The organism is Massilia sp. NBRC 108631 (assembly GCF_059704565.1).
The window spans coordinates 1-25,755 of the sequence record NZ_BAAKJE010000083.1 but is presented as its reverse complement, the minus strand read 5'-3'; the positions used below and the strand labels follow the sequence as shown (position 1 = coordinate 25,755).

The 25,755-nt window shown below is 66.9% G+C and carries 20 protein-coding genes; 2 read left to right on the top strand and 18 right to left on the bottom strand.

Going from position 1 to position 25,755, the window contains the following annotated elements; all coding sequences use genetic code 11:
- Position 1 precedes the first annotated feature (1 nt).
- The 5 genes from AC6H42_RS10305 to AC6H42_RS10285 all read right to left on the bottom strand — a co-directional run bounded on the left by AC6H42_RS10305 (position 2) and on the right by AC6H42_RS10285 (position 6,989).
- A complete protein-coding gene (locus tag AC6H42_RS10305; protein WP_497547962.1) occupies positions 2 to 901 on the bottom strand; it encodes a carbohydrate ABC transporter permease in 900 nt (299 codons plus the stop codon).
- On the bottom strand, positions 898 to 1,950 hold the full coding sequence (locus tag AC6H42_RS10300; protein ID WP_057154855.1) for a carbohydrate ABC transporter permease: 1,053 nt from the start codon (positions 1,948 to 1,950) through the stop codon (positions 898 to 900). Before AC6H42_RS10300 ends, AC6H42_RS10305 begins: the two co-directional genes overlap by 4 nt.
- Complete coding sequence (locus AC6H42_RS10295) at positions 1,947 to 3,236, bottom strand: extracellular solute-binding protein (protein ID WP_057154854.1); 1,290 nt, start codon at positions 3,234 to 3,236, stop codon at positions 1,947 to 1,949. Before AC6H42_RS10295 ends, AC6H42_RS10300 begins: the two co-directional genes overlap by 4 nt.
- A complete protein-coding gene (locus tag AC6H42_RS10290; protein ID WP_057154853.1) occupies positions 3,233 to 4,258 on the bottom strand; it encodes a LacI family DNA-binding transcriptional regulator in 1,026 nt (341 codons plus the stop codon). The genes AC6H42_RS10295 and AC6H42_RS10290 overlap by 4 nt, the downstream gene beginning before the upstream one ends.
- A 217-nt stretch (positions 4,259 to 4,475) precedes the next feature.
- Positions 4,476 to 6,989 (bottom strand): penicillin acylase family protein, encoded by a 2,514-nt coding sequence (locus AC6H42_RS10285; protein WP_057154852.1) that lies wholly within the window; start codon positions 6,987 to 6,989, stop codon positions 4,476 to 4,478.
- A 125-nt stretch (positions 6,990 to 7,114) separates the two neighbouring features.
- Between AC6H42_RS10285 and AC6H42_RS10280 the strand changes: the two genes are divergently transcribed.
- A complete protein-coding gene (locus AC6H42_RS10280; protein ID WP_057154851.1) occupies positions 7,115 to 7,624 on the top strand; it encodes a GAF domain-containing protein in 510 nt (169 codons plus the stop codon).
- Positions 7,617 to 8,024: a response regulator gene (locus AC6H42_RS10275; RefSeq protein WP_057154850.1), complete on the top strand. Its 408-nt coding sequence runs from the start codon at positions 7,617 to 7,619 to the stop codon at positions 8,022 to 8,024. The genes AC6H42_RS10280 and AC6H42_RS10275 overlap by 8 nt, the downstream gene beginning before the upstream one ends.
- On the opposite strand, the gene AC6H42_RS10270 is transcribed toward AC6H42_RS10275, so the two are convergent.
- The 13 genes from AC6H42_RS10270 to AC6H42_RS10210 all read right to left on the bottom strand — a co-directional run bounded on the left by AC6H42_RS10270 (position 7,984) and on the right by AC6H42_RS10210 (position 25,727).
- Entirely contained in the window at positions 7,984 to 11,286 is a 3,303-nt protein-coding gene (locus AC6H42_RS10270; protein WP_497547961.1) for an EAL domain-containing protein, read from the bottom strand. The two genes, AC6H42_RS10275 and AC6H42_RS10270, sit on opposite strands and share 41 nt — an antisense overlap.
- Positions 11,287 to 11,380: 94 nt before the next feature.
- Complete coding sequence (locus AC6H42_RS10265) at positions 11,381 to 12,346, bottom strand: flavin-nucleotide-binding protein (protein WP_497547960.1); 966 nt, start codon at positions 12,344 to 12,346, stop codon at positions 11,381 to 11,383.
- 10 nt (positions 12,347 to 12,356) lie between these two features.
- The gene (locus AC6H42_RS10260; protein ID WP_497547959.1) at positions 12,357 to 12,977 is read right to left on the bottom strand and encodes a glutathione S-transferase family protein; all 621 of its coding nucleotides are present in this window, start codon (positions 12,975 to 12,977) and stop codon (positions 12,357 to 12,359) included.
- Positions 12,978 to 13,080: 103 nt separating this feature from the next.
- Positions 13,081 to 14,232 (bottom strand): esterase-like activity of phytase family protein, encoded by a 1,152-nt coding sequence (locus AC6H42_RS10255; RefSeq protein WP_057154846.1) that lies wholly within the window; start codon positions 14,230 to 14,232, stop codon positions 13,081 to 13,083.
- Between the two features lie 33 nt (positions 14,233 to 14,265).
- Entirely contained in the window at positions 14,266 to 15,600 is a 1,335-nt protein-coding gene (locus AC6H42_RS10250) for a DUF3422 family protein (protein ID WP_057154845.1), read from the bottom strand.
- On the bottom strand, positions 15,597 to 16,541 hold the full coding sequence (locus tag AC6H42_RS10245) for a LysR family transcriptional regulator (RefSeq protein ID WP_057154844.1): 945 nt from the start codon (positions 16,539 to 16,541) through the stop codon (positions 15,597 to 15,599). The genes AC6H42_RS10250 and AC6H42_RS10245 overlap by 4 nt, the downstream gene beginning before the upstream one ends.
- Before the next feature lie 55 nt (positions 16,542 to 16,596).
- Positions 16,597 to 17,556, bottom strand: a complete 960-nt coding sequence (locus AC6H42_RS10240) for a glycoside hydrolase family 43 protein (protein ID WP_497547958.1) — start codon at positions 17,554 to 17,556, stop codon at positions 16,597 to 16,599.
- A gap of 32 nt (positions 17,557 to 17,588) precedes the next feature.
- Positions 17,589 to 18,569: a galactofuranose ABC transporter, permease protein YjfF gene (gene yjfF / locus AC6H42_RS10235; RefSeq protein ID WP_057154842.1), complete on the bottom strand. Its 981-nt coding sequence runs from the start codon at positions 18,567 to 18,569 to the stop codon at positions 17,589 to 17,591.
- On the bottom strand, positions 18,566 to 19,576 hold the full coding sequence (locus AC6H42_RS10230) for an ABC transporter permease (protein ID WP_229418150.1): 1,011 nt from the start codon (positions 19,574 to 19,576) through the stop codon (positions 18,566 to 18,568). Before AC6H42_RS10230 ends, yjfF begins: the two co-directional genes overlap by 4 nt.
- Positions 19,577 to 19,638: 62 nt before the next feature.
- Positions 19,639 to 21,183: a sugar ABC transporter ATP-binding protein gene (locus tag AC6H42_RS10225; RefSeq protein ID WP_497547957.1), complete on the bottom strand. Its 1,545-nt coding sequence runs from the start codon at positions 21,181 to 21,183 to the stop codon at positions 19,639 to 19,641.
- Entirely contained in the window at positions 21,184 to 22,158 is a 975-nt protein-coding gene (locus AC6H42_RS10220; protein ID WP_057154839.1) for an ABC transporter substrate-binding protein, read from the bottom strand.
- A 123-nt stretch (positions 22,159 to 22,281) separates the two neighbouring features.
- Positions 22,282 to 24,630, bottom strand: a complete 2,349-nt coding sequence (locus AC6H42_RS10215; RefSeq protein ID WP_497547956.1) for a beta-L-arabinofuranosidase domain-containing protein — start codon at positions 24,628 to 24,630, stop codon at positions 22,282 to 22,284.
- Positions 24,631 to 24,725: 95 nt separating this feature from the next.
- Positions 24,726 to 25,727, bottom strand: coding sequence for an arabinan endo-1,5-alpha-L-arabinosidase (locus tag AC6H42_RS10210; protein WP_497547970.1), 1,002 nt, complete (start codon positions 25,725 to 25,727; stop codon positions 24,726 to 24,728).
- Positions 25,728 to 25,755: the final 28 nt, after the last annotated feature.

Sequence of the window (25,755 nt, the reverse complement as noted above, 5' to 3'; positions counted from 1 at the left end):
GTTAGCCCTTGACGCCGGCGCCTGCCACCGAGGCGACGAACTGCCGCTGGAAGGCCAGGAACACCGCGAGCACGGGGAGAGTAGTCACCGATGCGTAGGCCATGATCTGGCCCCACGAATTGGTGCGTCCGAAGAATTGCTGTATGCCTGGCTGCACCGGCCGGAACGCCTCGCCCTGGATCACCATGATCGGCCACAGGTACTGGTTCCACGCCGAGATGAACAGCACGATAGCGGCAGTGGCGATCACCGGGCCGCTGTTGGGCATGATGATCCGCGCGTAAATGGTCCACGGTCCGGCACCGTCCATCTTGGCGGCTTCGTCCAGCTCGCGCGGGATGTCGCGGAAGAACTGGTAGAACAGGAAGACGCAGAAGGCGTTGGCCAGGAACGGGATCACCTGCACGTGGATGCTGTTGAACCAGCCGGTGTGCAGCACCAGTTGTCCGTGCTCGAAGCCCGGCCACGGCAGGCGCGCCACCAGCGACAGCAACGGAATCGCGATCACCTCGAAAGGCACGATCACCATCGCCACCACCAGCGCCAACGCCAGTTGGCGGCCGCGCCAGCGCATGCGCGCGATCGAGAAAGCCAGCATGCTGTTGACCAGGATGCCGCCAACGACGACCAGCGCGGCGATCAGCGCGGAGTTGCGCAGGAAGCGCGGCAGGTCGCTCTTTTCGAACACGGCGCTGTAATTGTGCATCGACCAATCTGCCGACGGCAGGTAGGCGGACCAGCTATTCAGGTTGGCGAAGATCGCGTCGTCATTCTTGAACGACGAGATGAACATGAACAGCAGCGGTGCGATGAACACGATACCGACCGCGCTCATGCCGAGGAACAGCACAGCGTCGCGCAGGCCTTTGCGCCAGGCTTGAGTAAGCAATACCGGATTCATTTGCCCTCTCCTTTCGATACCAGCATCCGCTGCAGCGCCGACAGCGCCAGAACGATGACAAAGAACACCAGCGTGATGGTCGAGCCGTAGCCGATGTCCTGCTCCTTGAAGCCGCTGCGCACGGCGTGGTACACCACCGTCGACGTCGAATCGAGCGGGCCGCCGGATGTCATCACATCGACCTGGGTGAACAGGCCGAAGGCGAGCAGCGTGGTCGACACCAGCACGAAGATGATGGTGTTGCGCAGCCCCGGCAATGTGACGTGCACGAAGCGCTGCCAGGCATTGGCGCCCATCAGCGTGGCCGCCTCGTACAGTTCGGGCGAGATCGACTGCAGTCCTGCCAGGAACACCAGCATCTGGAAACCCGCGCCCTGCCAGGCCGACATCAGCGCGATGGCGGGCAAGGCGTAGCGGCTGTCGCCCAGCCAGTCGGGCCCGGCGTTGGGGTCGTTCAGCAGGCCGCGCAGCAGTTCGTTGAGCATGCCGCGGTCGGTGTTGAGCATGAAGGCCCACACGATGGACGCCACCACCATGGATGTGACGACCGGCGCAAAATAGACGGTGCGGAAAAAGATGCGGCCCCGGATCTTCTGGTTCACCAGCAGCGCCAGCCCGAGCGCCGCACCGCACTGCAGCGGGAGCACCAGCACGGCAAACAGGAAGGTATTGACCAGCGAACGATAGAACAGCGGATCGGTGGCGGCCAGCACGATGCGCCTGCCGCCGGCATCAAGATGGAAAGCGTCACGGTAGCCCGCCAGGCCGGGATGCTGCTTGCGGATCTGGCGCCAGGTCGGATAGCGCACTTCCCCGCCGGGGCCGGGTTCCAGCGGCGCGACCGCCACCAGTTCCAGCGCCAGCAGGCGGCGGTAGTTGTCGAGACCGACGTACTGCGTCGGCTCGGGCGACATCAGGCGGTGGTTGGTCAGCGTGGCGGCGGCGGCGAACAGCATCGGCAGCGCGACAAACAGCAGGAACAGCAGCAGCGCCGGCGAGGCGAACAGCGCCACCGCGACCGGGCTGTCCTGGCCAAGTTTGCGTTTCATAAGCCACCTCCGGATTTGCGCGCCGCCAGGCTGTAGCCGTAACCGTTGTTGCGCGAGATATTGTGTTCCATCGCATCGACCGCCTGGTCCAGCGCCTCGGCGGCATCCTTGCCGCTGCGGATGTCGGCCATGGCCTTCTCGAAGGCCGAGGACAGCGCCGGATAGGCCGGGCTGGCCGGGCGCGCCACGGCATAGCGCCTGGCAAATTCGAAGTACAGGCGCCAGTCGCCGTCGGGCCGGTAGTGCTCCGTCAGCGCCGCGCCCTCGGCGCTGACCGGCACCAGGCCGGTGGTGCGCGAGGCGGCGGCGATTTCCTGCGGCGAGATCAGATGCGTGAGAAAAGCCGCCGCACCCTCCGCCTGCTTGCAGCTGCGCGTGATGCCCCATTGCCAGGAGGCCGCGCCGATCTTGGGGCCGTGGCCGAAGTCGGGCGGCGGCATCACCAGCAGGTCGCCGCCGAAGCGCTCGCTGTACTGCCGCGCTTTCCACGAGCCGGTGTAGTGGAACAGCACGCGGCCCTGTTCGAACGCCTTGTCGTCGGCGGGATTGCGCTCGGCGAGTTTGTCCTTGAACAGGCGGCCATAATAGCGGCCGACGCCAACCGCCGCGTCGCTGTTGAGTACACCGTCAACGCGCACGTAGCCGGTCCGGTCGATCAGGTCGGCGCCGGCGCTTTGCAGCCAGGGCGAGAACGCGTAGCTGTACCATTCGCCGGTGAAGCGGGCGTTCAGGTCCAGCGGAAAGCGGAAACGGCCGCTGCGCCTGGCCTGCGCCAGCAGGCCGTGGAACTCCGCCGCCGTGTACGGCTGCTGCATCGTCGCGGCGCGCATGCCCAGGGCGGCCAACTGCGAGCGGCGCGCGAACAAGACCAGCACCACGTCCAGCTGGCCGACGCTGTACAGCTGTCCTTTGTACGTGCCGCGCCCGCCCTCGAGCAGCCGGGCCACGGCATCTGCTGGCAGCAGCGCGTCGAGCGGGCGCACGTGGCCGGCCCAGGCGAAATTGGGGACGGTGGGCTGGTCCAGCGCGATGATGCAGGGCAGCTGGCCTACCATCGAGGCGGCCGTGATGGATTCCGTGTACGAGCCCTGCGGGATCGCTTCGACCACGACCTTCCAGCGCGGCTGCGAGCGGTTGAAGCGCTCGACTGCAGCCCGGCCCGCCGCCATTTCCAGGTCGCCGGTGTCATGGCGCCAAAGTTTGATTTCCACCGGCGCCGCCAAGCCGGGCCCGGGCGCGGCCAGTACGGCCAGCGCGGCCAGCGACACGCTCAGAGCACGCTTCATGGCCGCTCCTTGGCCGGCGGCGCCGCTACCGTGCCGCGCATCACCGGCAGGCAAGGCACCCGCACCGTGCCGGCCGGCTGGGCGCCCGGGTCCAGCACGTAACGTCCGGTCAGTTCGCCGATCTCGCGGTATGGCAGGGCCACCGTGGTCAGGCCCGGGTCGAGCGCTTCCGAAATCAGCCGGAAATCATCGAAGCCGACGATGGAGACATCGGCCGGCACGCGCAGGCCGCGCCGCTGCAGGATGAAAATGACGCGCATGGCCATTTTGTCGTTACCGCACAGGATGGCCGTTGGCCGTTCCGCGCTGGCGAACAGGCGCTCGACCGCGCCGGACAGATGCGCGAACTCATTGGCGTCATCGGCTTCGGCGCCGTGGATCAGCCATTCGGCATTCGGCTTGACGCCATGCTCGCGCATCGCCTGGTGGAAGCCGCGCAGCCGCAGCCCGGTTGCCACCATGCCTGGTATCAGTTGCAGAAAGGCGACCTTGCGGTGGCCGGCCTGCAGCACGATTTGCGCGGCGGCGTAGCCCCCGCTCTCGTCGTCCGGCACCACCTGCATATAGCGCCCGGCCGCCTCGAAGCAGTTGGCCAGCGCGGCGGGCGTGCCCCCCAGCGGCAGCGCCAGCTCAACCTGGCGGTGGAACGGCGTGGCAAACAGAATCGCCTCGACACGGCGCTCGCGCAGGTCGGCCACCAACCGGTCCGCCACATCGGCGTGGCCGCCGGTTTCCCCGATCAGCAGCACTTTGCCCATCTGCTCGCAGACTTGCTGTATCCCTTTGATGATCTCGGTGGAATCGGGCGTGGTGGTCAGCTGTTCGGCAATCACGGCAACCAGGCCGGTAGGCCGTCCGCGCAGCATGCGGGCTGCGGCCGAAGGCGTGAACTCCAGCGCCCGCATGGCCTGCTCAATGCGGCTGCGGGTCTTTTCGGACACCTCGGTGCCGCCATTCAGTACACGCGACACCGTTTTGATAGAAACGCCCGCCTTTTCGGCGACATCATGAATCGTTGCCACACCGTCTCCTCTGTTGCTGTTTTTTGATTTGGCGCCGTCGAACCGCGAAATGTCCAACGTTGTCATTTTTAGCGATGATAGGCAATCATGGGCCGGCAGTCAACAGAAATATGTGGCGCGCCCGGCGTCGTCCCGCAGCGCCGGCGCAACGCGGCGCGGGAATGGGCACACGGCGACAACCGTGCGCCGACGCGAGAATCGACCGGCCGCGCCGGTCTTACGGCTTCACGAACGTCAGCGTGTGCCGTGCGGCACCGGGCAGGAAAGGCGTGGGCTTGCCGCTCACCCAGTCCGCGTGGCCGGCCAGGAAGAACGGCGACAGCGGATGGCCGCTCTGCCCGCCCGGCATGTTGAAGATGCCCTGTTCTTCCTTGCCCGGCGAGACCACCATGCGCTCGGACTGGCCGAACTTGCGGCCCGCCACGCGCGGCATGTGGCTGTCGCCTGGCAGCGGGTCGGCCGGCGCGGTGAGCCAGCGCCGCAGCGCCGGCGCGGCTGAGGCGATCGGATGCGCGATCTCCTGCCTGTTGCGCTCGCCCCAGGTGGCGCCGGCCAGCGGCTTGCCATCCCTGGTCAGCTCGGCCACGGCGTGGTCGATGGCGGCCAGCTGCAGTTCCTTCCAGCTGGCGTATTGCGGCGGCAGCCAGCCGGCCGGCTGCTCGTCCAGCAGGCGCGCCACCACCACCGGCCAGCGCGAGCTGGCCGCCGCCATGTCCGCTTTACCGGCCAGCTTGCCCATCTCCGCGCTGGCGCCGCCGTACAGCAGCTCGTACAGCGACCACATGAAGGAGCGCGAGATGCGGTAGCCCACCGACTCCACGCTGGCGTGGCCGCTCCAGCTCTTGCGCAGCAGCTCGCGCGCCGCAGCGCGCTGCGCGCCCCGGGCGTCCCCGGCGGCCACCGCCTGGTCGTCCAGCGCGGCCAGCGCGCGGTCGCGCCAGCCGGCCATGAACAGCGCGCGGTCGTCCAGCGCCACGCTGTACACGCCCTGCTCGTCGGTCTTCGCGCCCAGCGCGGCCACGGCGCCGCGCACCTGGTGCGCGCGCGCGCCGAGGTCGAAGCCGCCGTCGCCCAGCTTGCCGTGGCCGGCGCCCATCAGCTGGCGGCTGTTGGCGGTGGAGAGCTGGCCGTCGGCTGGATTGCGCACCGCAGGATAGGCGTCCGGCGAGAGCAGGCCGTTCCAGCCGGCCGCCTGCGTCTCGCCCGCCAGGGGGAAGGTCGAAGCCAGGCCGGGCTGCGCGCGGCGCGGCAGCGGACCGGCAATGGTCCAGCCGATATTGCCCTTGCTGTCGCCGGCCACGAAATTCTGCGCCGGCAGGCCGGAGCGGTTGGCCACGGCCAGCGCGTCGTCCACCGTGCTGGCCGTCTCCAGTCCGGCGGCCACGAAATTGACCGCGCCCCTGGCGTGCGCCACCCAGTGCAGCGCGTAGCTGCGCCCCGCCACTTCGCGCACCGGCCCCAGCGAGGTTTCGCGCACCACGAAGGTCTCGCTGGCGGCGTCCTTGACGAGGATGGACTCCTGGTGCGCCACCGGGGTCTCCCAGCCGGCCGGCGTGCGCAGCTTGCCCGGATGGGCCGGGTCCGTTTCCAGCGTCACCAGGTCGGCGTAGTCGCCGTAGCTGTTGGTGAAGCCCCAGGCCACGTGGCCATTGCTGCCGACCACCACCAGCGGCACGCCGGGCAGGGTCACGCCGGCCACGCGGCGCGTGGCGCCGTGCCCGTCCGGCACCATCAGCACGGCGCGGTACCAGATGTGCGGCAGCTGGATGCCAAGGTGCATATCGTCGGCCACGATGGCGCCGCCGCCCTGGCTGCGGCTGCCCGCCACAGCCCAGTTGTTACTGCCCACCATGCCGTGCCATTGCGCGCCATCGCGGCCGTCGAGCGCGGCGACCCGGCCCGATGCGGCGCCCTCCGGTGAGGCGGATTTGCCCCACCAGGCGGGCGCCTGGTCGGGGAACGGCGCGCCCGGCGCCGGCGCGGCTGCCGCAGCCTGCGGCAGGTTCGTTGGCAGATGGTTTGCCCGACTGGCCGCCTGATCGGTTGCCAGGTTGGCCGGCACGTCCAGCGGCACGTCCCACTGGGTCGATTCCGGCAGCAGCACGGCCAGCTGCTCCGGCGTGGCGTGCTCCCTGAGCCAGCCGCGCGCCAGTTCGCGCCCCTCCAGGTTGCCCTGCAGGTCGAAATACATGGCCCAGAACACCAGCAGCGAATCGGCCGCGCTCCAGGGACGCGGGCTCACCCGTATCAGCGCGTACTCGAACGGCCGCGTTCCCAGGTTGTTCAAGCCGTCGTTCACGCCGGCCACGTAGCGCTCCAGCAGCTGGCGGTCGGCGGCCGGCATGGCCTGCAGCGCGGCTTCGGCGCGCGCGCGGAAACGGTGCAGGCGGTGCTCCCTGTCCATCGGCAGCGCGCGCGCGCCGAACAGTTCGGCCAACTCGCCCGAGGCCACGCGGCGCAGCAGGTCCATCTGGAAGTAGCGGTCCTGGGCGTGGACGAAGCCGGTGGCGTAGGCCACGTCCTTGCGGTCGCTGCCGCTAATGGTGGGCACGCCCTGGCCGTCGCGCACCACGCTGGCGGTGCCGGACAGGCCGGGCGCGCTGCGCCGCCCGTCAAGCTGCGCCAGGCTGCCGCGCAGGAAGAACCACAGGCCCAGGCCCACCATTGCCAGCAACAACAGCAGCGCCAGCACGATGCGCTTGATCCATTGTCCCAGTCCCGCTTGTCGCATACCTTCCCCCATCATTAATCTCAAAGGAATATTGCCAGAAGTCCAACGCAAATGGGCTGACTAATTTGTAACGCCGGTGTAAAGTAGATGCACCCGCGGACGCACCGCCAGATGGGAACTTATCCATGCTTGCAGCCCCCACCCCGCCCAACGAAGCCGAGCGCATCGCTGCGCTGTACGCCTTGCTGATCCTGGACACGCCGCGCGAAGAACGCTACGACCGCGTGATCGAGTTTGCCGCCGCCGAGTTCGACGTGCCGATCGCCCTGATGTCGCTGATCGACAGCGACCGCCAATGGTTCAAGTCCGGTGTCGGCCTGACGGCCTGCGAAACCGGCCGCGACGTGTCGTTTTGCAGCCACGCCATCCTGCGCGCCGAGATCATGGTGGTGCCGGATGCGCTGGCCGATCCGCGCTTCGCCGACAATCCGCTGGTGACCGGCCCGCCCCACATCCGCTTCTATGCCGGCGCCCCGCTGCTGCTGCCCAACGGCTACGCGCTGGGCACGCTGTGCATCATCGACACCAGGCCGCGCCGGCTGGACGACGTGGAGATGGCCATCCTGTCCACGCTGCGCGGCCTGGTCATGCAGGAACTGCAATCGCAAGCAGAGGCGGAGGTTCCCCATGCCTGAACCGCGCGCACTGCCCATGCTGCTGGTCGAGCCGGAAACCATGCTGCGCCGGACCGTGGCGCTGACCGCGCGCGCGCTCGGCCTGGCCGACATCCACGAAGCGGCCAGTCCTGCGCTGGCGCGGCAGATGCTGCGCCAGCACAGCTTTGCCGGCGCCATCATCGCCATCAACGCCGGCGACGCGTACGACCTGGGCTTGCTGGACCAAATCCGGGAAGGCGACACGGTCAGCAGCCGCAGCATGCCGATCGCCGTGCTGGCCGTGAACTGCACCGGCGAACTGCTGGCGGCGCTGCGCCAGCGCGCCGTCAGCCGCGTGATCGTCAAACCGTTCCGCGCGCGCATTCTGCTGGACGCCTTCAGCGCACTGGCGGCGCCGCCCCGGGAGGCGGCGGGCTGAACTGGCTGACGGCTGTCGCGCCGTCTTTGGCTCCGCCGCGCATCAGCGCCTGGTAGCGGAACGCTTCGCGCAAGCTGGCGCGCAGCCCTTCCTCGTCCCACGGCTTGGTGAAGAAGCGGTAGATCTCGCCGGTGTTGATGGCGCTGATCAGCGTCTCCAGCTCGGCATAGCCTGACAGGATGATGCGCACCGTGTCCGGATACAGCTGCTTGACGCGCCGCAGGAATTCCGTGCCGTTCATTTCCGGCATGCGCTGGTCGCTGATGATGACCTGCACCGGATGCAGCGCCAGCAGGTCAAAGGCGTCGCGCGCGCTCTGCGCGGTGAGGATGGTGTAGCCGTCCACCCGCAGCATGCGCTTGAGCGCGGTCAGCACGTGCGGCTCGTCGTCCAGCAGCAGCAAGGTGCGCTGCGCCGGGTCGGGCGCGCCCGGCAGCACCAGCCGCCGCCCGCTTTGCAGCAGCGCGGTGAAGGCGTCGGTGTCGAGCGGCCGGCTGAAATAGTAGCCCTGGATCTCGTCACAGCCGCAGGAGCGCAGATAGGCCAGCTGCGCCTCGGTCTCCACCCCTTCGGCGATGATGCTGAAGCCCAGGCTGTGGCCCAGCGCGATCACCGAGCGCACAATGGCCGACACATTGGGCTGGTCCAGCATGTCGCGCACAAAGGACTGGTCTATCTTCAGCTGGCTCAGCGGCAGCAGCTTGAGGGAAGACAGGTTGGAATAGCCGGTGCCGAAGTCGTCGATCGACAGCGCGATGCCCAGGCCCTTCAGGCGCGTTACGGTGGCCAGCACCTCGCTGATGCTATGCATCATCATGCTTTCGGTGAGTTCCAGCTCCAGGTATTGCGGCGCCAGGCCGGTGTCGTGCAGCGCGGCCACGATGTCGTCGGCCAGGCCGGGGGCGCGGAACTGGCGCGCCGACACGTTGACCGCCACCCGCAGCGGCGCCTGACCGGCCAGTTGCCAGGCACGCGCCTGCGCGCAGGCGGTGCGGATCACCCAGCGGCCGATCTCGACGATCTGCCCGGTGTCTTCGGCCACGCCGATGAAGCGGTCCGGCGACACCATGCCCAGCCTGGGATGCGGCCAGCGCAGCAGCGCTTCCATGCCGCTCAGCGCTCCCGTTTCCAGGCTCACTTTGGGCTGGTAGTACAGCCGCAGTTCCTGGCGCGGCAGCGCGTAGCGCAGCTCCATCTCGATGGCGGCCCGCTCGGCCACCCGCGCCTGCATGGCCGGCTCGTAGAACTGGGCCTGGTTGCGGCCCGTTTCCTTGGCGCGGTACATGGCGATGTCGGCGTGCTTGAGCAGCAGCTGGCCGTCGTCGCCGTCGGCCGGGAAGGCGCTCACGCCGATGCTGCAGGTGATGGCCACCTCGGTTTCGCCCAGCGGCACCGGCGCGGCCACGCTCTCCAGCACGTTCTGCAGCAGGCCTTGCGGCAGCGCCACCTCGCTGCCGCCCAGCAGCAACAGCATGAACTCGTCGCCGCCCAGCCGCGCCACCGTATCGCTGGCGCGCACGCAGGCGCGCAGCCGGCCGGCCACGGTGCGCAGCAGTTGGTCGCCGGCCTGGTGGCCCAGGCTGTCGTTCACCAGCTTGAAGTTGTCCAGGTCGATGAACACCACCCACACCGCGTGGCCGTAGCGGCGCGCGTAGCTGAGCGCCTGCTCCAGCCGGTCGCTGAACAGGTGGCGGTTGGGCAGCTGGGTCAGCGCGTCGTGGTTGGCCTGGTGCTCGAGCTGGGCCTGGTAGTTGATCAGCTCCGTCATGTCGCTCAGCACGCACACGTGGTGGCTGACGCCGCCATCGCTGCGAACCGGCGCCACATGCAGCTGGCACCAGTACAGCGAGCCGTCGTGGTGGCGGCACTGCAGCAGCCGGGTGACATCGGCGCGCGCCTTGAGGGCCGCGCGCAGCACCTCGCGCCCGTTCGCGTCGCCGCTCTGCAGCAGCGGTTCCAGCGTATGGCCGGCCACCGCGGCCGGCGCATGGCCGGTCAGCTGGCCGAACGCCTGGTTGGCGTATTCGATGACGCTGCCCTCCGGCCCCTCGGCCGTGATGACGATGGCGCTCACGCTGGCCTCCAGCGCACGCCCGCGCAGCGCCAGCGTCTGCTCCACCTGCTTGCGCTGGCTGATGTCCTCGATGGTGCCCAGCACGCCGATGATGCGGCCTTGCGCGTCGTGCAGCGGCAGCTTGTTGATCAGGAACCAGTGCATGCTGCCGTCGGCGAACAGCATGTGGTCTTCCTGGTTCAGGTTGGCCTCGCCGGTGTCGATGATGGTGCGGTCATCCACCACGATGCGTTCGGCGTTCACGGCCCAGGGCAAATCCGCATCGCGCTTGCCCGCGATGAAGGCCGGCCCGCCCACTCCGGCCGCGCGCGCGAAGGTCTCGTTGCAGCCGCGGTACACCGAGTCCAGGTCCTTCCAGAAGATCTGGTGCGGAATGTGGTTGATCACCAGCTGCTGCATTTCCTGGGACGCGTGCAGCGCCTCTTCCATGCGCAGCTTCTCGGTCACGTCATGCGCAAACACCAGCCGCGCGGCGCGGCCGGCCAGGGTAATCGAATGGGAGGACACGTCCACCGTGATCAGCGTGCCATCCTTCTTGCGGTGCTGCCAGTACCCGGCGCGCTGCGCGCCCTTGGCCGGCGTGGCCGCCAGGTCGGCGTCCAGGCGCGCCAGCTCCCGCTCCGGCCGGATGTCCCGGATGGTCATGTCCAGGAATTCCGACTCGGTATAGCCGTAGCTGGTGACGGCGGCGGCGTTCACCACCAGGAACCTCAGCGTCACCAGGTCGTAGGCCCACATGGGGTGCGGATGGGCTTCGAACAGGCGCTTGAACAGCAGCCGCGAGTCGTAGGAATCGAAGTCGCCCAGGTCGTAGTGCAGCAGCAGATAGGTTTCCTGGCTCTCCCCGGCCGCTGGCTGGTACTCGATCAGCAGCGACACCGGCTCGGCCTCCTCCTCCATCCCGGCCAGCTCCATTTCGCCGCGCCAGTAGCCGCAGGCGCGCGCCGCCGGGAAACCCTCGAGGCGCACCAGTTTGCCGGCCCAGGGCGCATACAGCGCAGCGGCGGGCATGCCCGGCCGTACCATGCCCGGCTGCGCGGCGGCAAAACGGTTCACCGCCAGCACGCGGCCTTGCGCGTCTGTCAGCAGCGCCACGTGCGGACGTGCGCCGAACAGGCGCTTGAAGCCTGTCAGCCGCTCGTCTCCGTTCAGCGGCGCTTGCTCGGTTAGGACTCGGTCTGTGTGCATCGGGGCATCTGCTATTCCGGAAGTCCTCCCCATTCTAGACGAAGCCCCGCGCGCGTGGCACACATACCGTACAGCGCGCGCCGGCTGCGCCGGGCTACTGCCAGGCGCCCGTGCGCAGCGCTGCCGGCGATGCGCCGTTGTCCTGGGCAATCCAGCGCAGCGGCAGAGCCGCAGCGCGCCGCACCACGCGCTGCGGCTGGAATCGCCACAGGCGCTGTGCGCCCTCGAACACAGCCAGGCCGGGCGCGGCCGCCGGGCCCTCGAGCAGCTCGGCCGTGCCGCTCATCTGCAGCAGGCTGCCGCTGGCAAAGTCCACGAACACCAGCCCGGCGCGCCGGTTGAGTGCGATATTGCCGAGCGTGTTGAAGAACATATTGCCCTGAAAGTCGGGTATGGTCAGCCCGCCGTCCGGGTCCAGCCGCACGAAGCCCGGCCTGCCGCCACGGTGCGACACGTCCACCTGGCGCTCGCCGCCGGCCAGGTCTGCGTAGGTGGCAACGTAGAAGGAATCGGCGCCGGCGATCAGCGCGCGCGCGGCATCGTCCAGCGCAGCCAGCTGTTCCGGCGCGTCCGGCGCCTGCTCGCTGAAGGCGTAGTCGCGCAGCTGGATGTATTGCGGGCAGTTGCCGAAGGACTGCTGCACCCCGATCTCGAAAGCCGCATCGCCGCTGCGCCGCAGCACGCCGTTCATCCGGTTGCGGCGGCGCGTGTGCAGTTCGATGCCCAGCAGGCCGACCGCGTTGCCATGCTCCATGCCGGCGTCGGCCGGGTCCAGCGGCTCGCGCGGCAGCGCCGCCTGCAGGCGCAGCGGGTCCGGCGAGTGCAGAAAGCCGGGACAGCCGGCGCGCAGCGTGGCCCATACATCGCCTGCCGGGTCCACTGCCCCCAGCACCACGAAAGGCAGCTGCGCGAAGAACTCGCGGTGCTGGTCCGGCATGAAGCCGCGCACCACCTTGCGGCCCAGCGCGTCCATGCGCTCGGCCATGCCTGCGCTGCGCTGCAGGGCCACCTCGCCCGCATGCCAGGGCGATGCCACCGTGTCGCTGACCGGGCTGTCCATGGCAGCCTCCTTACGCGGCCAGGCTGGCGGCAGCCGCGGACGGCATCGGCACGAAGCCGGGCAGCGCCTCGACGCGGCGCAGCCAGGCGCTCACGTTCGGGTAGCCCGACAAGTCCACGCCGCCCTCCGGCGCGTGGGCGACATAGGAATACAGCGCCACGTCGGCAATGGTGGGCGCGGCCGCGGCGCTGGCGATCCAGCTGCGGCCCTTCAGCTGTCCTTCGATCAGCGCCAGGATGCGGTGCGCGCGCGCCACCATCTCGGCCTGGTCTCCGGGGCGGCCGAACAGCGCGATGGCGCGCGCGGCGGCCGGACCGTGCGCGATTTCGCCGGCGGCCACCGACAGCCAGCGCTGCACGCTGGACGCCCCCGGCGCGTCTTCCGGCAGCCAGTCGCTGCGGCCCTCGCGCTTGGCCAGGTAGACCAGGATGGCGTTCGAATCGGGCACCACCACACCGCCGTCGTCCAGCACCGGCAACTGGCCGAAACTGTTCAGCGCGAGAAAGGCGGGCGTCTTGTGTTCGGCTTTGCGGATGTCGAGCTGCACCACCTCGTGCTCCAGCCCCAGCAGGGACAGGAACAGGTGGACGCGGTGCACGTGGCCGGACAGCGGATAGGAATACAGTTTCATGGTGGGGCTTCCTTGAGATCGGTTTATCGAAATACAACACCGACAGTGTGGATTATTTCCCCTACCAGGAGAACCGCCACCAAAACCAATTCAGTATTCCATTTTATGGAATAACAGGCAGGACTTCAAACAGCAGCAACAGCGTGGACTGGGTTTTGTCGAAGTTGTCGTCCGAGACGATCAGCAGGCTGTCGTGGCCGTTGGGCAGTTTGGGGCCGAAGCTCATGGCTTCGAAATTGTCGAGCGGGATGCCAAGCGTGTTCAGGTCCAGCACCAGCCGCTTGGCGGCCGGGCGGTAGCTGGCCCCGGCCAGTGCCGCGAGCCCGCGCACATCGCTGGCGCCGGCGGTATCCATCTGGTAGAGGCGGATGTAGCTCTTGTAGGCGCCGGCCGTGTCCTGCACGGCGGAGCGCTCCAGCACCAGCAGCCGGTGCTGGTCCAGCGCCAGGATTTCCGAAATGCCGTTGTCGGCGTTGCGGCCCGGCCCCGGCGCGGCGGGAATGGCGTCCATGTCGTAGGCATACTGCGCCAGCATGCGGCCGTCGCGGTCCAGGCGGGTGATACGCGACACGCCGCCGGCGGCGGGCGTGGGCACGGGACCGTCCTGGTACAGCGGCCCCTCGATGGATACCCACAGCGATTGGCCGTCCGGCGCGAAGCTCAGGCCTTCGAAGACCAGGTTGTCGCGCGGGCCCTTCGGCTCCTTCGACGTGCGGAACATCTCGGGCAGCCGCGCCTCGCCCAGGTAGCTGCCGTCGCGCCGCGCGTGGCGCACGAAGGGATCGAATCCGCGCTTGCGGTCCCCCTCGCTGCTGTACCAGATGCTGCCGTCCAGCGGGTCGACGCGCAGGCTCTCGATGTCCGGCACGTCGCCGCTCTTGCGGGCGTCGAACTCTTTCACGCCGGGGTAGTTGCTGCCGTCGGCCTGCTTGAAACTGTCCACGGCGGTGATGTGCACGCTGCGGAAAGCGCTGCCATCGTAGTCCAGGCGCGCGGTGTAGAAGCGGGCCGGGTTGATGGCGCTGCGGTCGTCGCTGGCCATCAGCCAGTTGCCGCTGGCGGCGTCGTAGTCGACGCCGGACAGGCCGCCGATGGACGTGCCCTTGAAGTCCTGCTTGAGTGGAATGCGCTGCTCGCCGATGAAGCGCAGGCTCGCGACGCTGCGTTCGGCGGCGGCCGGGGTGGCGGCTGCTGCTGCCGGCAAGGTGCACAGCAGGCTTGCCGCGCACAGGGCGGCGGCCAGGGGACGGATCATAGAACTAACGTGGCAAAAGTGGCAAGGCCGCCATTATGCCGTATGCAACCTCTTATGCATACTGCGCAGCGCCAGCCACACCCCCGCCACCACCACCGGCACCATCAGGCCGATCACCACTTCCGGGTTGCCGACCAGTCCCAGCACCTTGGCCGCCTTGGTGGAATAGCCCACCAGGCCAACCACGTAATACGAGATCGCGGCCACCGACAGGCCTTCCACCGCCTGCTGCAGGCGCAGCTGCTGCGCCGCGCGTGCGTTCATCGACTGCAGGATCTTGCGGTTCTGCTGTTCCTGGATGATGCCGACCCGCGTGCGCAGCAGGTCATTGGTGTTGGCCACCCGCCGCGCCAGCGCTTCCTGGCGCGCCGCCAGCGCTTCGCAAGTGTTCATGGCCGGCGCCAGGCGGCGGTCCATGAACTCGCCCACGTTCGGAATGCCTTCGATGCGCACCTCGCGCAGTTCCTCGATGCGCGCGTTGACCAGCCTGAAATAGGCCTTCGAGGCCGAAAAGCGGTAGCTGGTTTCCAGCGACAGCTTTTCAATGCGCGCCGCCAGCCGCGTGATCTCGCCCAGCAGGGCCTGTTCGGTGGCGCCGTCCACGCTGCCGCCGTCGGCTTGCGCGGCGTCGGTCTGCACCATGGCGCCGGCCAGCTTCACCAGCTCGGCCTCGATCGCGTTCAGCGCCGGCGCGGCCTGCTGCGCCTGCGGCAGGCCGAGCAGCGCCATCATGCGGTAGGTTTCGATCTCCAGCACGCGCTGCACCAGGCGTCCGGCCTGCTGCGCGCGCATGCCCACGTCGCGGATGATGAAGCGGCTGAAGCCGTCGGACTGGATGGCGAAGTCGGTAAACAGCTCGCCGCCCTGCATCACCTGGCTGCCCGCCAGCGTGGTGCCCTCGAACACGCGCTGCAAGATCTCGGCCGGCGCCGGGCCGCGCTCCAGCACCACGTGCGCCGCCACCATCAGGCGGCCCTGCAATGTCAGCAGCCATTCCTGCGGCAGATGCGTGACCGGCATTTGCTCGAAAGCCTGCTCGGTGGCCGCTTCGCCGGCGGGACGGCCGGCGAAGGTGTAGGTGGAAAATTCAGTGTGGCATTCCCACTTCAGGCGGAAGCGGCCGAAGTCATGGTAGAAGTACTTGGCGTCGCCGGCCGGCGCGGATACGCCGAAGTGCTTGCACAGCGCGCCCAGCGTGGCGTGCTGGCTGTGGCCGAGCGGCGCGCCGGCGCCGTTGTCGGCATTGCGATAGACGGCGAAATGGGAAATCAGTTCCGGCGCTTCCAGCTTGAGGAAGGGACGCGAGTGGATTTCGGCCGCGAGCGGAACGCGCAGCGAGTGGTTCAGGCTTGAATACACAATACTCATGCAGGGACTTCCTTGGCAGCGGTACGGACGGCGCGCAGCAGCAGATCGGCGCCGGGCGATAGTAAGTGGTCTTGCTGGCGGATGATGCCGAATGCGTCCATTTTACATGGCAAGTCGATCGGCAGTATGCTGAGGATATTCAGGTCCGCGTAATAGCGCGCCACTTCCAGCGGCATCACGTGCAGGAAATCGGTCTGCTGCAGCAGCGGCGCAACCAGCAGCATGGCGGTGGTGTCGACCACGTTGGAGGGCGGCTCCAGGCCGGCGCGGCGGAACATCATGTCGCAGCGGTGGCGCAGGATGCTGCCCGGCGGCGGCAGTATCCATGGCTGGCCGGCGATGTCGGACAGCTGCAGGTTTTGCACCGCCATCAGCGGGTGGCCCGGGCGGCCCACCGCGCATGCGGGTTCCTCGGTCAGCTCCTCGTAGATCAGGCCGGAAGTGCCGTCCCGCTCCAGGATGCGGCCTATCATGAAATCCAGGTTGCCGCGCTGGAGCATATCCAGCAAGACGTTGCTCGGTTCCAGCTTGACGCCGATGCGCAGCAGCGGCGCCTGCTCCTTGACGCGCGCGATGGCCTTGGGCAGCAGCGACATGGCCGGCGTCATGATCACACCCACCTCCACCTGGCCCACCAGGCCGGCCTTCAGCGCCACCACGTCGTCATGCGCCAGCGACAGGCTGGTGAGCGCCATGCGCGCGTGGCGTATCATGGTTTCGCCGTAGATGGTGGGTTCCATGCCGCGCGGCAGGCGCTCGAACAGGCGCACGTCCAGCATCTCCTCCAGGTCCTTGATCTGCTTGGAGGCGGCGGGCTGCGTCATGTGCAGCGCTTCGGCTGCGCGGTGGATATTGCGGTGCTCGTCCAAAGCGATCAGCAGCAGCAGCTGGCGGGTCTTCAGACGGGCACGTAAAAACCAGTTCGGGTTGAGGGTATCCATCTGTAAATCATATCATTGCCGATATCGCTTTGGCGCAATATCGGCAATATGGATATCACCCTTTACAGCCGGGACTAGGGTTCGCAGCCGGCCCCGCATCGGTCTGCGGAATGAAGCGGATGGTGCCGTCCGGGTTGTAGTGCAGCTCCTCCACGGCCGCCGAGCGGCGGAACTCGCCGCCGGTGGGCAGCTTGTCGTTGTGGTAGAAGATGTAGGACTTGCCGTTGTGCTCGACGATGGCGTGGTGGATGGTCTTCACCACCGCGTTCTTCTTCATGATCACACCGTGGTAGGTCCACGGACCGGTGGCGCTCGGGCCGGTGGAGTACGCGGTCTCCTCCGGGAACTCGCGCGACCAGGACAGGTAGTAAGTGCCCTTGTGCTTGTGCAGGTAGGCCGCCTCGGTGAAGTGCGGCACCGCCACGGTCTGGATCGGACCGTCCGCCTCGATCATGTTCTTCTTCAGCTTCACGTACTTCAGCACCTGGTTGCCCCAGTACAGATAGGCCTGGCCATCGTCGTCGATGAACACGGCGGGATCGATGTCGTCCCAGGCGATATCGGTTTCCCTGGTCATGTCATTGGTGATGATGGCGCTGCCGCGCGCATCCTTGAACGGGCCGGTCGGGCTGTCCGACACCGCCACGCCGATAGCCTTGCCCGGAATGGTCTTGTGCTCCACCGTGGAATAGAAGTAGTACTTGCCATCGCGCTTGGTGATGTCGGCGGCCCATGCGTCCTTCTTCGCCCACGGGAAGGTTTGCACGTTCAGCGGCGAACCGTGCGACTTCCAGTTCTTCATGTCGCAGCTGGAGTAGACCAGCCATTCCTTCATCAGGTAGTCCTTGCCCGTCTCTTCCGCTTCGTCGCGGCCGACGTACAGGTAGACGCGGCCATTGTCGCTCAGCGCGGCCGGGTCGGCGGTGAATTTATCCTTGAACAGCGGGTTCGCGGCGTGCGCGGACGCGGCTGCGACCATGGCGATGGCGCAGGCCAGCAGGGACTTCTTGAACATGTCTTCTCCAGTTATCAGTACTTTTTGATTCGTTATTGGTTTTGCTTGGCGCCGATGGACATCAGGCGCTGCACCACGCAGAACACGAACAGCAAGGCGCCGATCACGATCTTGGTCCACCACGAGCTGAGCGTGCCGTCAAAGGCGATCAGGGTCTGGATGGCGCCCAGTATCAGCACGCCGGACAGCGCGCCGGCGATATAGCCGTAGCCGCCGCTCAGCAGCGTGCCGCCGATGACCACCGCCGCGATGGCGTCCAGCTCCGTGCCCTGCGCATGCAGGCCGTAACCGGACAGCATGTAGAACGAGAACAGCACGCCGGCCAGCGCGGCGCAGAAGCCGCTCAGCGCGTAGATCAGCACCTTGGTGCGGCCCACGGCCAGGCCCATCATGTGCGCCGACTGCTCGTTGCCGCCGATGGCGTACACGGCGCGCCCGAAGGACGTGAAGTGCGCGGCGTAGATCGCCACGCCCAGCAGCACCAGCGCGATGACGGCGCCCGGCGACAGGAAGCCGCCCAGCAGTTCGATCTGCGACTGCGACATGGCAACGAAGAACGGGTCTTCGATGGTGATGGAGTTAATGCTGATCAGGTAGCACAGGCCGCGCGCCAGGAACATGCCGGCCAGCGTCACGATGAAGGCCTGCAGCTTGAAGTAGTGAATCAGCGCGCCCTGCGCGGCGCCGAACAGCGCGCCCAGCACCAGCACCAGCGCGATCACCGCGGCCGGCGGCCAGTGCGCGCTGTTGAGCAGCCAGGCCGAGATCATGGTGGCCAGCGCCAGCACCGAACCGACCGACAGGTCGATGCCGCCGGACAGGATGACGAAGCTCATGCCGATGGCGATCACCAGCAGGAAGGCGTTATCGATCAGCAGGTTGAGCACCACCTGCAGCGACAGGAAGCCCGGGTAGGCGGCGCCGCCGGCGGCGAACATCGCCAGCAGCAGGATCACCGTCACCAGGGACGTGAAGTATGGGGCGGACGTCATGCCGCGCACTTGGGCCATCATGCTGCTTTCCTTTTCCAGATCTGCTTGAATTCCGGCGACTGCGACAGGCAGACCAGGAACACCACCACCGATTTCACCACCATGTTTACTTCCGGCGGCACGCCGAGCGAGTAGATGGTGTAGGTCAGCGTCTGGATGATAAGGGCGCCGATCATGCTGCCCGCCAGGCTGAATTTACCGCCGGCCAGCGACGTGCCGCCCAGCGTGACGGCCAGGATGGCGTCCAGTTCCAGCAGCAGGCCGGCGTTGTTGGCGTCGGCCGATTTGATGTTGGAGCTGATCATCAGCCCGGCCATGCCGGCGCAGGCCGAGCAGAATACGTAGACGAAGAAAATCAGCGCGGCGGTCTTCAGGCCGGCCAGGCGCGCGGCCACCGGATTGATGCCGACCGCCTGGATGAACAGGCCGAGCGCCGTCTTGCGCATCAGCAGCGCCACCGCCAGCACCACGGCCGCCACCACGTACAGCGAAAACGGCAGGCCGAACAGGTAGCCGCTGCCGAGGAAGAAGAACGGCTGGTAGTAGACGGTGACGATCTGGCCGTCCGTCAGCAGCTGCGCCAGGCCGCGCCCCGCCACCATCAGGATCAGCGTGGCGACGATGGGCTGCAGGCCGAGCGTGGACACCAGCAGGCCGTTCCAGGCGCCGCACAGGATGGCCGCGCCCATGGCGGCGCACAGCGCCCACAGCATGGGGGTGTTGGCCTCGTACACCGGCACGCCGTTGTGCATCACCATGGTGCCGCCGATCAGCATCGAGGCCACGGTGCCTGACAGCGCTACCACGGCGCCCACGGAGATGTCGATGCCGCGCGTGGCGATCACCAGCGTCATGCCGAGCGCCGCCAGCATCAGCGGGGCGGCGCGGTTGACGATGTCGACCAGGCTGCCGTACAGGTGGCCGTCTTTCCACTCAAGGTGGAAGAAGCCGGGAATGAAGATCAGGTCCACCAGCAGCAGCGCGAACAGCGCGGCCAGCGGTTTCATGAGTGGGTGCTGCAACAGCATGGCAAAGCTTTCAGAATTGTTGCGGGGCGCTGCGCCGGACGCAGCCGCTGCGTTCGGCGCGGTCATGCGGCCTCCCCTGCGATGGCGTGCAGCACGGTGGTGTCATCCAGCGCGCCGCGCTGGTACTCGCCGCAGGCTTTGCGGTCGCGCATGATGATCATGCGGTCGCTCACGCGCAGCACTTCGGGCAGCTCGGACGAAATGAACAGGATGGACATGCCCTTGCGGCACAGGCCGGACACGTAGTCCATGATCTCTTCCTTGGCGCGCACGTCGATGCCGCGCGTCGGTTCGTCCAGTATCATCAGCTTCGGCTCGGTGGCCAGCCAGCGCGCCAGCAGCACCTTCTGCTGGTTGCCGCCGGAAAGCGAACCGATAGGCGTCTCGATGCTGGCGGTCTTGATGCCCAGCCATTTCACGTAATTGTTGGCCAGCTCCTGCTGGCGTTTCAGCGGAATCGCGCGCAGCATGCCCGCCTGCGCCTGCATGGCCAGGATCAGGTTCTCGCGCACCGACAGCGACAGGATCGCGCCTTCATGCTTGCGGTCCTCCGAACAGAAGCCGATGCCGGCGCCGATGGCGTCGCGCGGATTGGCAAACGGCGTCGCACTCTGGCGGCCTTCGGCCATGATGGCGCCGCTGTCGGCCTTGTCGGCGCCGAACAGCAGGCGCGCCAGCTCGGTGCGGCCGGAACCCAGCAGCCCGCACAGGCCGAGCAGCTCGCCCTTGTGAATCGACATATCGGTCGGCAGCAGCGCGCCGCGCCGGCCCAGGCCGCGCGCATCGAGCAGCACCTCGCCGGAGCCCCCGGCGGACACCGGTGCCGGTGCCGGTGCCGCCGGGACCGCCCCCGGCTCTTGCACCGCATCGGCCGGCGCGCCTATCATCTTGTTGACCAGCGCAATGCGGGACAGCTCGCTGCACGCGTATTCGCCTTCCAGCTGGCCATTGCGCATCACCGTGATGCGGTCCGAAATCGCGTAGGTCTGGTCCAGGAAGTGCGTCACGAACAGGATTGCAATGCCCTGTCCGCGCAGGCGGCGCAGCACCGTGAACAGCAGCTGTACCTCGGCTTCATCCAGGCTGGATGTCGGCTCGTCCAGGATCAGCACCTTGGCGTTCACATTCAGGGCGCGCGAAATCGCCACCATCTGCTGCACCGCCAGCGAATAGTTCGACAGCGGCTTGGTCACGTCGATATCGATTTCCATCAGCGCCAGCATGCGGGCAGCTTCGCTCTGCATGCGCTTCCAGTCGATCCGCCCCCACTTGCGCGGATAGCGGCCGATGAAGATGTTCTCCGCCACCGACAGGTTCGGGCACAGGTTCACTTCCTGGTACACCGTGCTGATGCCCAGCTCCTGCGCCTCCAGCGTGGAGGATGGCCGGATCGGCTTGCCATTCAGCAGCATGGTGCCGCGCTCGGGCGTGTAGACGCCGGTCAGCACCTTGATCAGCGTGGACTTGCCCGCGCCGTTTTGCCCCATCAGCGTATGCACTTCGCCCGGGAACAGGCGCAGGCCCGCGTCGCTGAGCGCCTTCACGCCCGGGAACTCCTTGTGTATGCCGGTCAGCTCCAGGACCGGCGCAACGTCCGCCACCGTCATTTAGTACTTCCGGTTCGGGAATTCCTTGGCCGCCACTTCGGCCGGGAACACGCCCTCGTTCACCACGATACGCTTCGGCACCGGCTTGCCGGCCTTGACTGCGGCAGCCGCCTCCATCAGCTGTGGTCCCAGCAGCGGGCTGCATTCCACGGTCACGTTCAGCTTGCCGGCGATCATCGCCTCGAACGCGCCCTTCACGCCGTCGATGGAGATGATGATGATGTCCTTGCCCGGTTTCAGGCCCGCTTCCTCGATCGCCTGGATGGCGCCGATGGCCATGTCGTCGTTGTGCGCGTACAGCACGTTGATGTTCTTGCCCTGCGCCTTGAGGAACGCTTCCATCACTTCCTTGCCCTTGGCGCGGGTGAAGTCGCCGGTCTGGGTACGGATCACCTTCAGCTTGGGATTACCCTTGATGATCTCCTCGAAGCCTGCCTTGCGGTCGATGGCCGGGGCCGAGCCCACGGTGCCCTGCAGTTCCACGATGTTCAGCGTGGCGGCGGGCGACTTCTTGGCGTAGTCCGCCAGCCAGCGGCCGGCCTTGCGGCCCTCTTCCACGAAATCGGAACCGATCAGCGTCACGTACAGGGACGGATCGCTGACGTTGACGGAGCGGTCGGTCAAAATTACAGGAATCCTGGCGGCTTTCGCTTCACGCAGCACGGTGTCCCAGCCCGACTCCACCACCGGCGAGAATGCGATGATGTCCACGCGCTGGGCAATGAAGGATCGGATGGCCTTGACCTGGTTCTCCTGGCGCTGCTGCGCATCGGCGAACTTCAGCGTTACGCCGGCCTTCTTGGCCGCGTCCTTGATCGAAGCGGTGTTCGCGGTGCGCCATTCGCTTTCAGCGCCAACCTGGGAAAAACCGATCACCAGCGGCTTTTGCGCGAAGGCCGGAGTGGCCATGGTGCCGATGGTGGTAACGCAAGCGGCAAGCGCCGCACCCAGGATCGTCCTGCGAGTGAAATTCATGCTGGTCTCCAATATTAGTTATGCGCTCATAGTATGAGAAAGCGCCATAGCCATCCAATTCATTTTTTAGTCAAAGCGATATCATTTTCGATATGACAGCCAAGGTGGTCAGGCCACCTTATGTTATCGCAGCAGGCGCACACCGTACAGGCCGCCCGCCATCGAGCCGGGATGGGCGACGAATTTCACCGTCAGCTTGCGCGCCTGGCCGGGCTGGCCGGCCGGGATGGCGAAGTCGCGGGTGTAGATCTCCTCGGCCGCGTCGCTACCCAGCGTGACCGTATGCAGCAGCTCGCCGTTGACAACGATATCGAACTTGCGGCCGGCGTCGGCCTTGGCGAAGGTCAGGCGCAGCGTCCCGGCCCGGCCCTCCTTGTCGGTCAGGTCGTAGCTGAACCAGCCTTTCGCGTGGCGCCAGTGGCGGCCCTTGTTGATGCCCGCGTCCGCGCCCTCGCCCTTGAAAAAGTGGTCCGACTCGGGCTGTTGCTCGCCGGGCGCCACCTGGTCCACGGTGATGGCGTCCAGCGCCAGGCGCTCGGACTCGGCCCGCATGTTCGCGGCCCGCATCACGGCCAGGTTGGCCGGCGTGGTCTGCTGCCAGTACATCATGTAGCGCGAGTCGTGCAGGCGGAAAAATGGGATGAAGCGGATGTTCCCGGCGCCCGCCCCCTGTACCAGGCCCGGCGCGCGGAAGGTGAGCGGCTGGCCCGGCACCGGCTTGAACTTGTCCAGGAAGGCCTTGCTGTCGCTCACGAACAGCGGCGCGGCCTCCAGCGGACACACCGGGCCCTGGGCGATGTGGCCCATGCGCGAGTCGTCGGCGAAGTAGTTCAGCTTTTCGTTGGCGAAGGGTTGCGTTTTCGCAGCCAGCACGATGGGGCCGTGCAGCACGGCGTAGTAGTTGGACTTGTCCGGCATCTGCTCCAGGCGCGTCTTCATGGGCAGCTGGATCTCGACTCTGTCGCCCCTCTTCCAGGCGCGCGCGATGGAGGCGTAGCCGCCCGGCTTGGCGTCCACCTTGACGGCCCTGCCGTTCACGCGGATCTTCAGCGCGCCCGCAGCCACCCAGCCGGGATAGCGCACCTTCATCGTAAACTGCCCGTCGGACTCCAGCGTGATGCTGGTGCGGTCCTGGTCCGGGAAGCGGGTTTCCTGGCGCAGCTGGACGCCCCTGGCCTTCCAGTTCAGCGTGGACGGGATGAACAGGTTGACGAACAGCGTGTCGCCCTCGTGCGCGTAAATGAACTCGCCGTACTTGGCGTGGCTCTCGATGCCCGAGCCGACGCAGCACCACATGCCCTTGTCCACCTGCGAATACACGCGGTAGTGGTTGGGGCGCATGGGTGTGAAGTAGACGAAGCCGCCGGTGTCCGGCCGCTGCGAGGACAGAATGTGGTTGTACAGCGCGCGCTCGTAGTAATCGCCATAGCTGCCCTTCTGGTCGCCCTGGAACAGCAGCTCGGTGAGCTTGAGCATATTGTAGGTGTTGCAGGTCTCCGGGCCTTCGGTCTCGTGGACCATGGAGCTGTAGTCCTTGTCGTCGTGGAAGTGCTCCTTGACGCTGTTGCCGCCGATGGCCACGGTGCGGTGGTCGTGCACGGTCTGCCAGAAGAACTGGGCGGCCTGCTGCCATTTCGGGTCGCCGGTCATGTCGCCGATGCGCTTGAAGCCGATCACTTTCGGGATCTGCGTGTTGGCGTGCAGGCCAGTGAGCTGGTCGCGGCCCTCTTCCAGCGGCTTGAGGATGGCCTGGTGCGAGAACTTGATGGCCAGGTCCAGGTATTTTTTATCGCCCGTCATCCCCGCCACCTGGGCAAAGACTTCGTTCATGCCGCCATGCTCGCTGCGCAGCATCAGCTGCATCTGCTCGGGCGTGAGGTGGGTGCTCAGCTGCAGCGCCCAGTCGGACAGGGAGACCAGCATGGCCTTCGCCTCGGCGTTGCCGGCCAGGCGCCAGGCGTCGTACAGGCCGGCGTACACCTTGTGCAGGTTGTACCAGGGGACCCATTTGCCGTTGACGGAGAAGTTATCGGCCTGCAGCTTGCCCTGTGCGATGGCGTTCCACACGTCCTTGCCGCCGGGGATGCCGCCGATGTAGCCGTTGGCGTTGCTCTCCTGGCAGCGCTTCAGTTCCGCCACGAAGTAGTTCAGGCGCTTCAGCACTTCGGCGTCGCCGGTGGAGGCGTACATCAGCGCCAGCGCGGACAGGTAATGGCCGCCCAGGTGGCCGTCAAGGCCGGTCGATTCCCAGTTGCCGTAGCTGGCGTTCTTCTGCGGCAGGCCGGCCTCGCGCAGGAAGGGAGCGAGCAGCTTGTCCGGTTCCAGTTCGAGGATATATTTGAGGTCGGTGTTCTGGGCGTCCAGGAAGGGGCTGGGAGTGAGCCGCACATCGGACAGGGGGAACAGGTCGGCGGCGTAAGCCGGGACGGCGAACGCAAGCTGCAGGGCCAGCGCTAGGTGGGATAGTTTCATATCGTAGGGCGGGTTGTAACCCGCCGTGGCTCCGTCGGTGTGCTTTGCTTGGCGGGTTACGCGCCGATGGCGCCAACCCGCCCTACGGTTTGCAATTACTGCAAGCGGCTTTGGTAGCGGGTCAGGTCCGCCTGGTCCAAGACCGGCCAGCCGTCCTTGTCCCACTTCATGTCGAGGATCTTCAGCTTCTGCTGGTACTTGTCTGCGGTTTCATAGGCGTGCGTGACGAAGTAGTCCTTGCCGTCGAAGGTGTAGGCGCTGTTGTGGCCCACGCCCTTCCAGTCCTTGTCGCCGGCAATCAGCAGCGAGCCGCCGCCGGCCGCCATGTCCTTGCCGCTCTTGTCCAGGTACGGCCCGGTCACTTCGCGCGCGCGGCCCACCACCACATGGTAGGTGCTCTTTTCCTTCTGGCAGCACAGGCCCCAGGAAGCGAACAGGTAGTAGTAGCCGTTCTTCTTGAAAATGTAAGGCGCTTCGATCTCCGCCGGGCCGCCGCTGTCGTCGGCCGTGAAGGCCGGCCGGTCGCGGCGCGCAATGGTGCGCCACTCCTGCGGTTCGGCGAGCCTGGTGCGGTCGGCGTTCAGCTTGACCAGTTTCAGCCCGCCCCAGAAGGAACCGAAGGACATCCAGCCGGTACCCTTGCCGTCCTCGATCACCGCAGGATCGATGGCGTTCCAGTTGTCGCGGCCGGGAATCGACTGCAGCAGCATGCCCTGGTCTTCCCACTTGTAGTCCGGCGAGCGCGGGTTGAGCGTCTTGTTGACGGTCACGCCGATGCCGGAGGTGATCTTGCCGAAGCCGGACACCGAGTAGTACAGGTAGTACTTTCCATTGTAGTGCTGCACGTCCGGCGCCCATATATGGTCGTCGAACGTGGGCGCGGCGGACTTGGCCCATACGGGCTGGCCGGCGAACACGCGCCCTTCCGGCTTCCAGTCCTTCATATTGGTGGAGCTGTAGAAGGTGATGCCCGGCCCGGTGCTGAAGACGTAGTAGGTATTGCCGTCCTTCGCCATCACCGGGTCGTGCACGCCCACCTGTGCCGCCTGCGCGTTCAAGCCCAGGCTAGCGGCCAGTATCAGTGCTGCATATTTCATCGTCATTCCCATCTGGTTCCAGTGCCGG

Coding starts and splice junctions, on each gene's coding strand:
- AC6H42_RS10305 (WP_497547962.1), bottom strand. CDS start 901: ATGAATCCGGTATTGCTTACTCAAGCCTGGCGCAAAGGCCTGCGCGAC.
- AC6H42_RS10300 (WP_057154855.1), bottom strand. CDS start 1,950: ATGAAACGCAAACTTGGCCAGGACAGCCCGGTCGCGGTGGCGCTGTTC.
- AC6H42_RS10295 (WP_057154854.1), bottom strand. CDS start 3,236: ATGAAGCGTGCTCTGAGCGTGTCGCTGGCCGCGCTGGCCGTACTGGCC.
- AC6H42_RS10285 (WP_057154852.1), bottom strand. CDS start 6,989: ATGCGACAAGCGGGACTGGGACAATGGATCAAGCGCATCGTGCTGGCG.
- AC6H42_RS10280 (WP_057154851.1), top strand. CDS start 7,115: ATGCTTGCAGCCCCCACCCCGCCCAACGAAGCCGAGCGCATCGCTGCG.
- AC6H42_RS10275 (WP_057154850.1), top strand. CDS start 7,617: ATGCCTGAACCGCGCGCACTGCCCATGCTGCTGGTCGAGCCGGAAACC.
- AC6H42_RS10270 (WP_497547961.1), bottom strand. CDS start 11,286: ATGCACACAGACCGAGTCCTAACCGAGCAAGCGCCGCTGAACGGAGAC.
- AC6H42_RS10265 (WP_497547960.1), bottom strand. CDS start 12,346: ATGGACAGCCCGGTCAGCGACACGGTGGCATCGCCCTGGCATGCGGGC.
- AC6H42_RS10260 (WP_497547959.1), bottom strand. CDS start 12,977: ATGAAACTGTATTCCTATCCGCTGTCCGGCCACGTGCACCGCGTCCAC.
- AC6H42_RS10255 (WP_057154846.1), bottom strand. CDS start 14,232: ATGATCCGTCCCCTGGCCGCCGCCCTGTGCGCGGCAAGCCTGCTGTGC.
- AC6H42_RS10250 (WP_057154845.1), bottom strand. CDS start 15,600: ATGAGTATTGTGTATTCAAGCCTGAACCACTCGCTGCGCGTTCCGCTC.
- AC6H42_RS10245 (WP_057154844.1), bottom strand. CDS start 16,541: ATGGATACCCTCAACCCGAACTGGTTTTTACGTGCCCGTCTGAAGACC.
- AC6H42_RS10240 (WP_497547958.1), bottom strand. CDS start 17,556: ATGTTCAAGAAGTCCCTGCTGGCCTGCGCCATCGCCATGGTCGCAGCC.
- yjfF (WP_057154842.1), bottom strand. CDS start 18,569: ATGATGGCCCAAGTGCGCGGCATGACGTCCGCCCCATACTTCACGTCC.
- AC6H42_RS10230 (WP_229418150.1), bottom strand. CDS start 19,576: ATGCTGTTGCAGCACCCACTCATGAAACCGCTGGCCGCGCTGTTCGCG.
- AC6H42_RS10225 (WP_497547957.1), bottom strand. CDS start 21,183: ATGACGGTGGCGGACGTTGCGCCGGTCCTGGAGCTGACCGGCATACAC.
- AC6H42_RS10220 (WP_057154839.1), bottom strand. CDS start 22,158: ATGAATTTCACTCGCAGGACGATCCTGGGTGCGGCGCTTGCCGCTTGC.
- AC6H42_RS10215 (WP_497547956.1), bottom strand. CDS start 24,630: ATGAAACTATCCCACCTAGCGCTGGCCCTGCAGCTTGCGTTCGCCGTC.
- AC6H42_RS10210 (WP_497547970.1), bottom strand. CDS start 25,727: ATGAAATATGCAGCACTGATACTGGCCGCTAGCCTGGGCTTGAACGCG.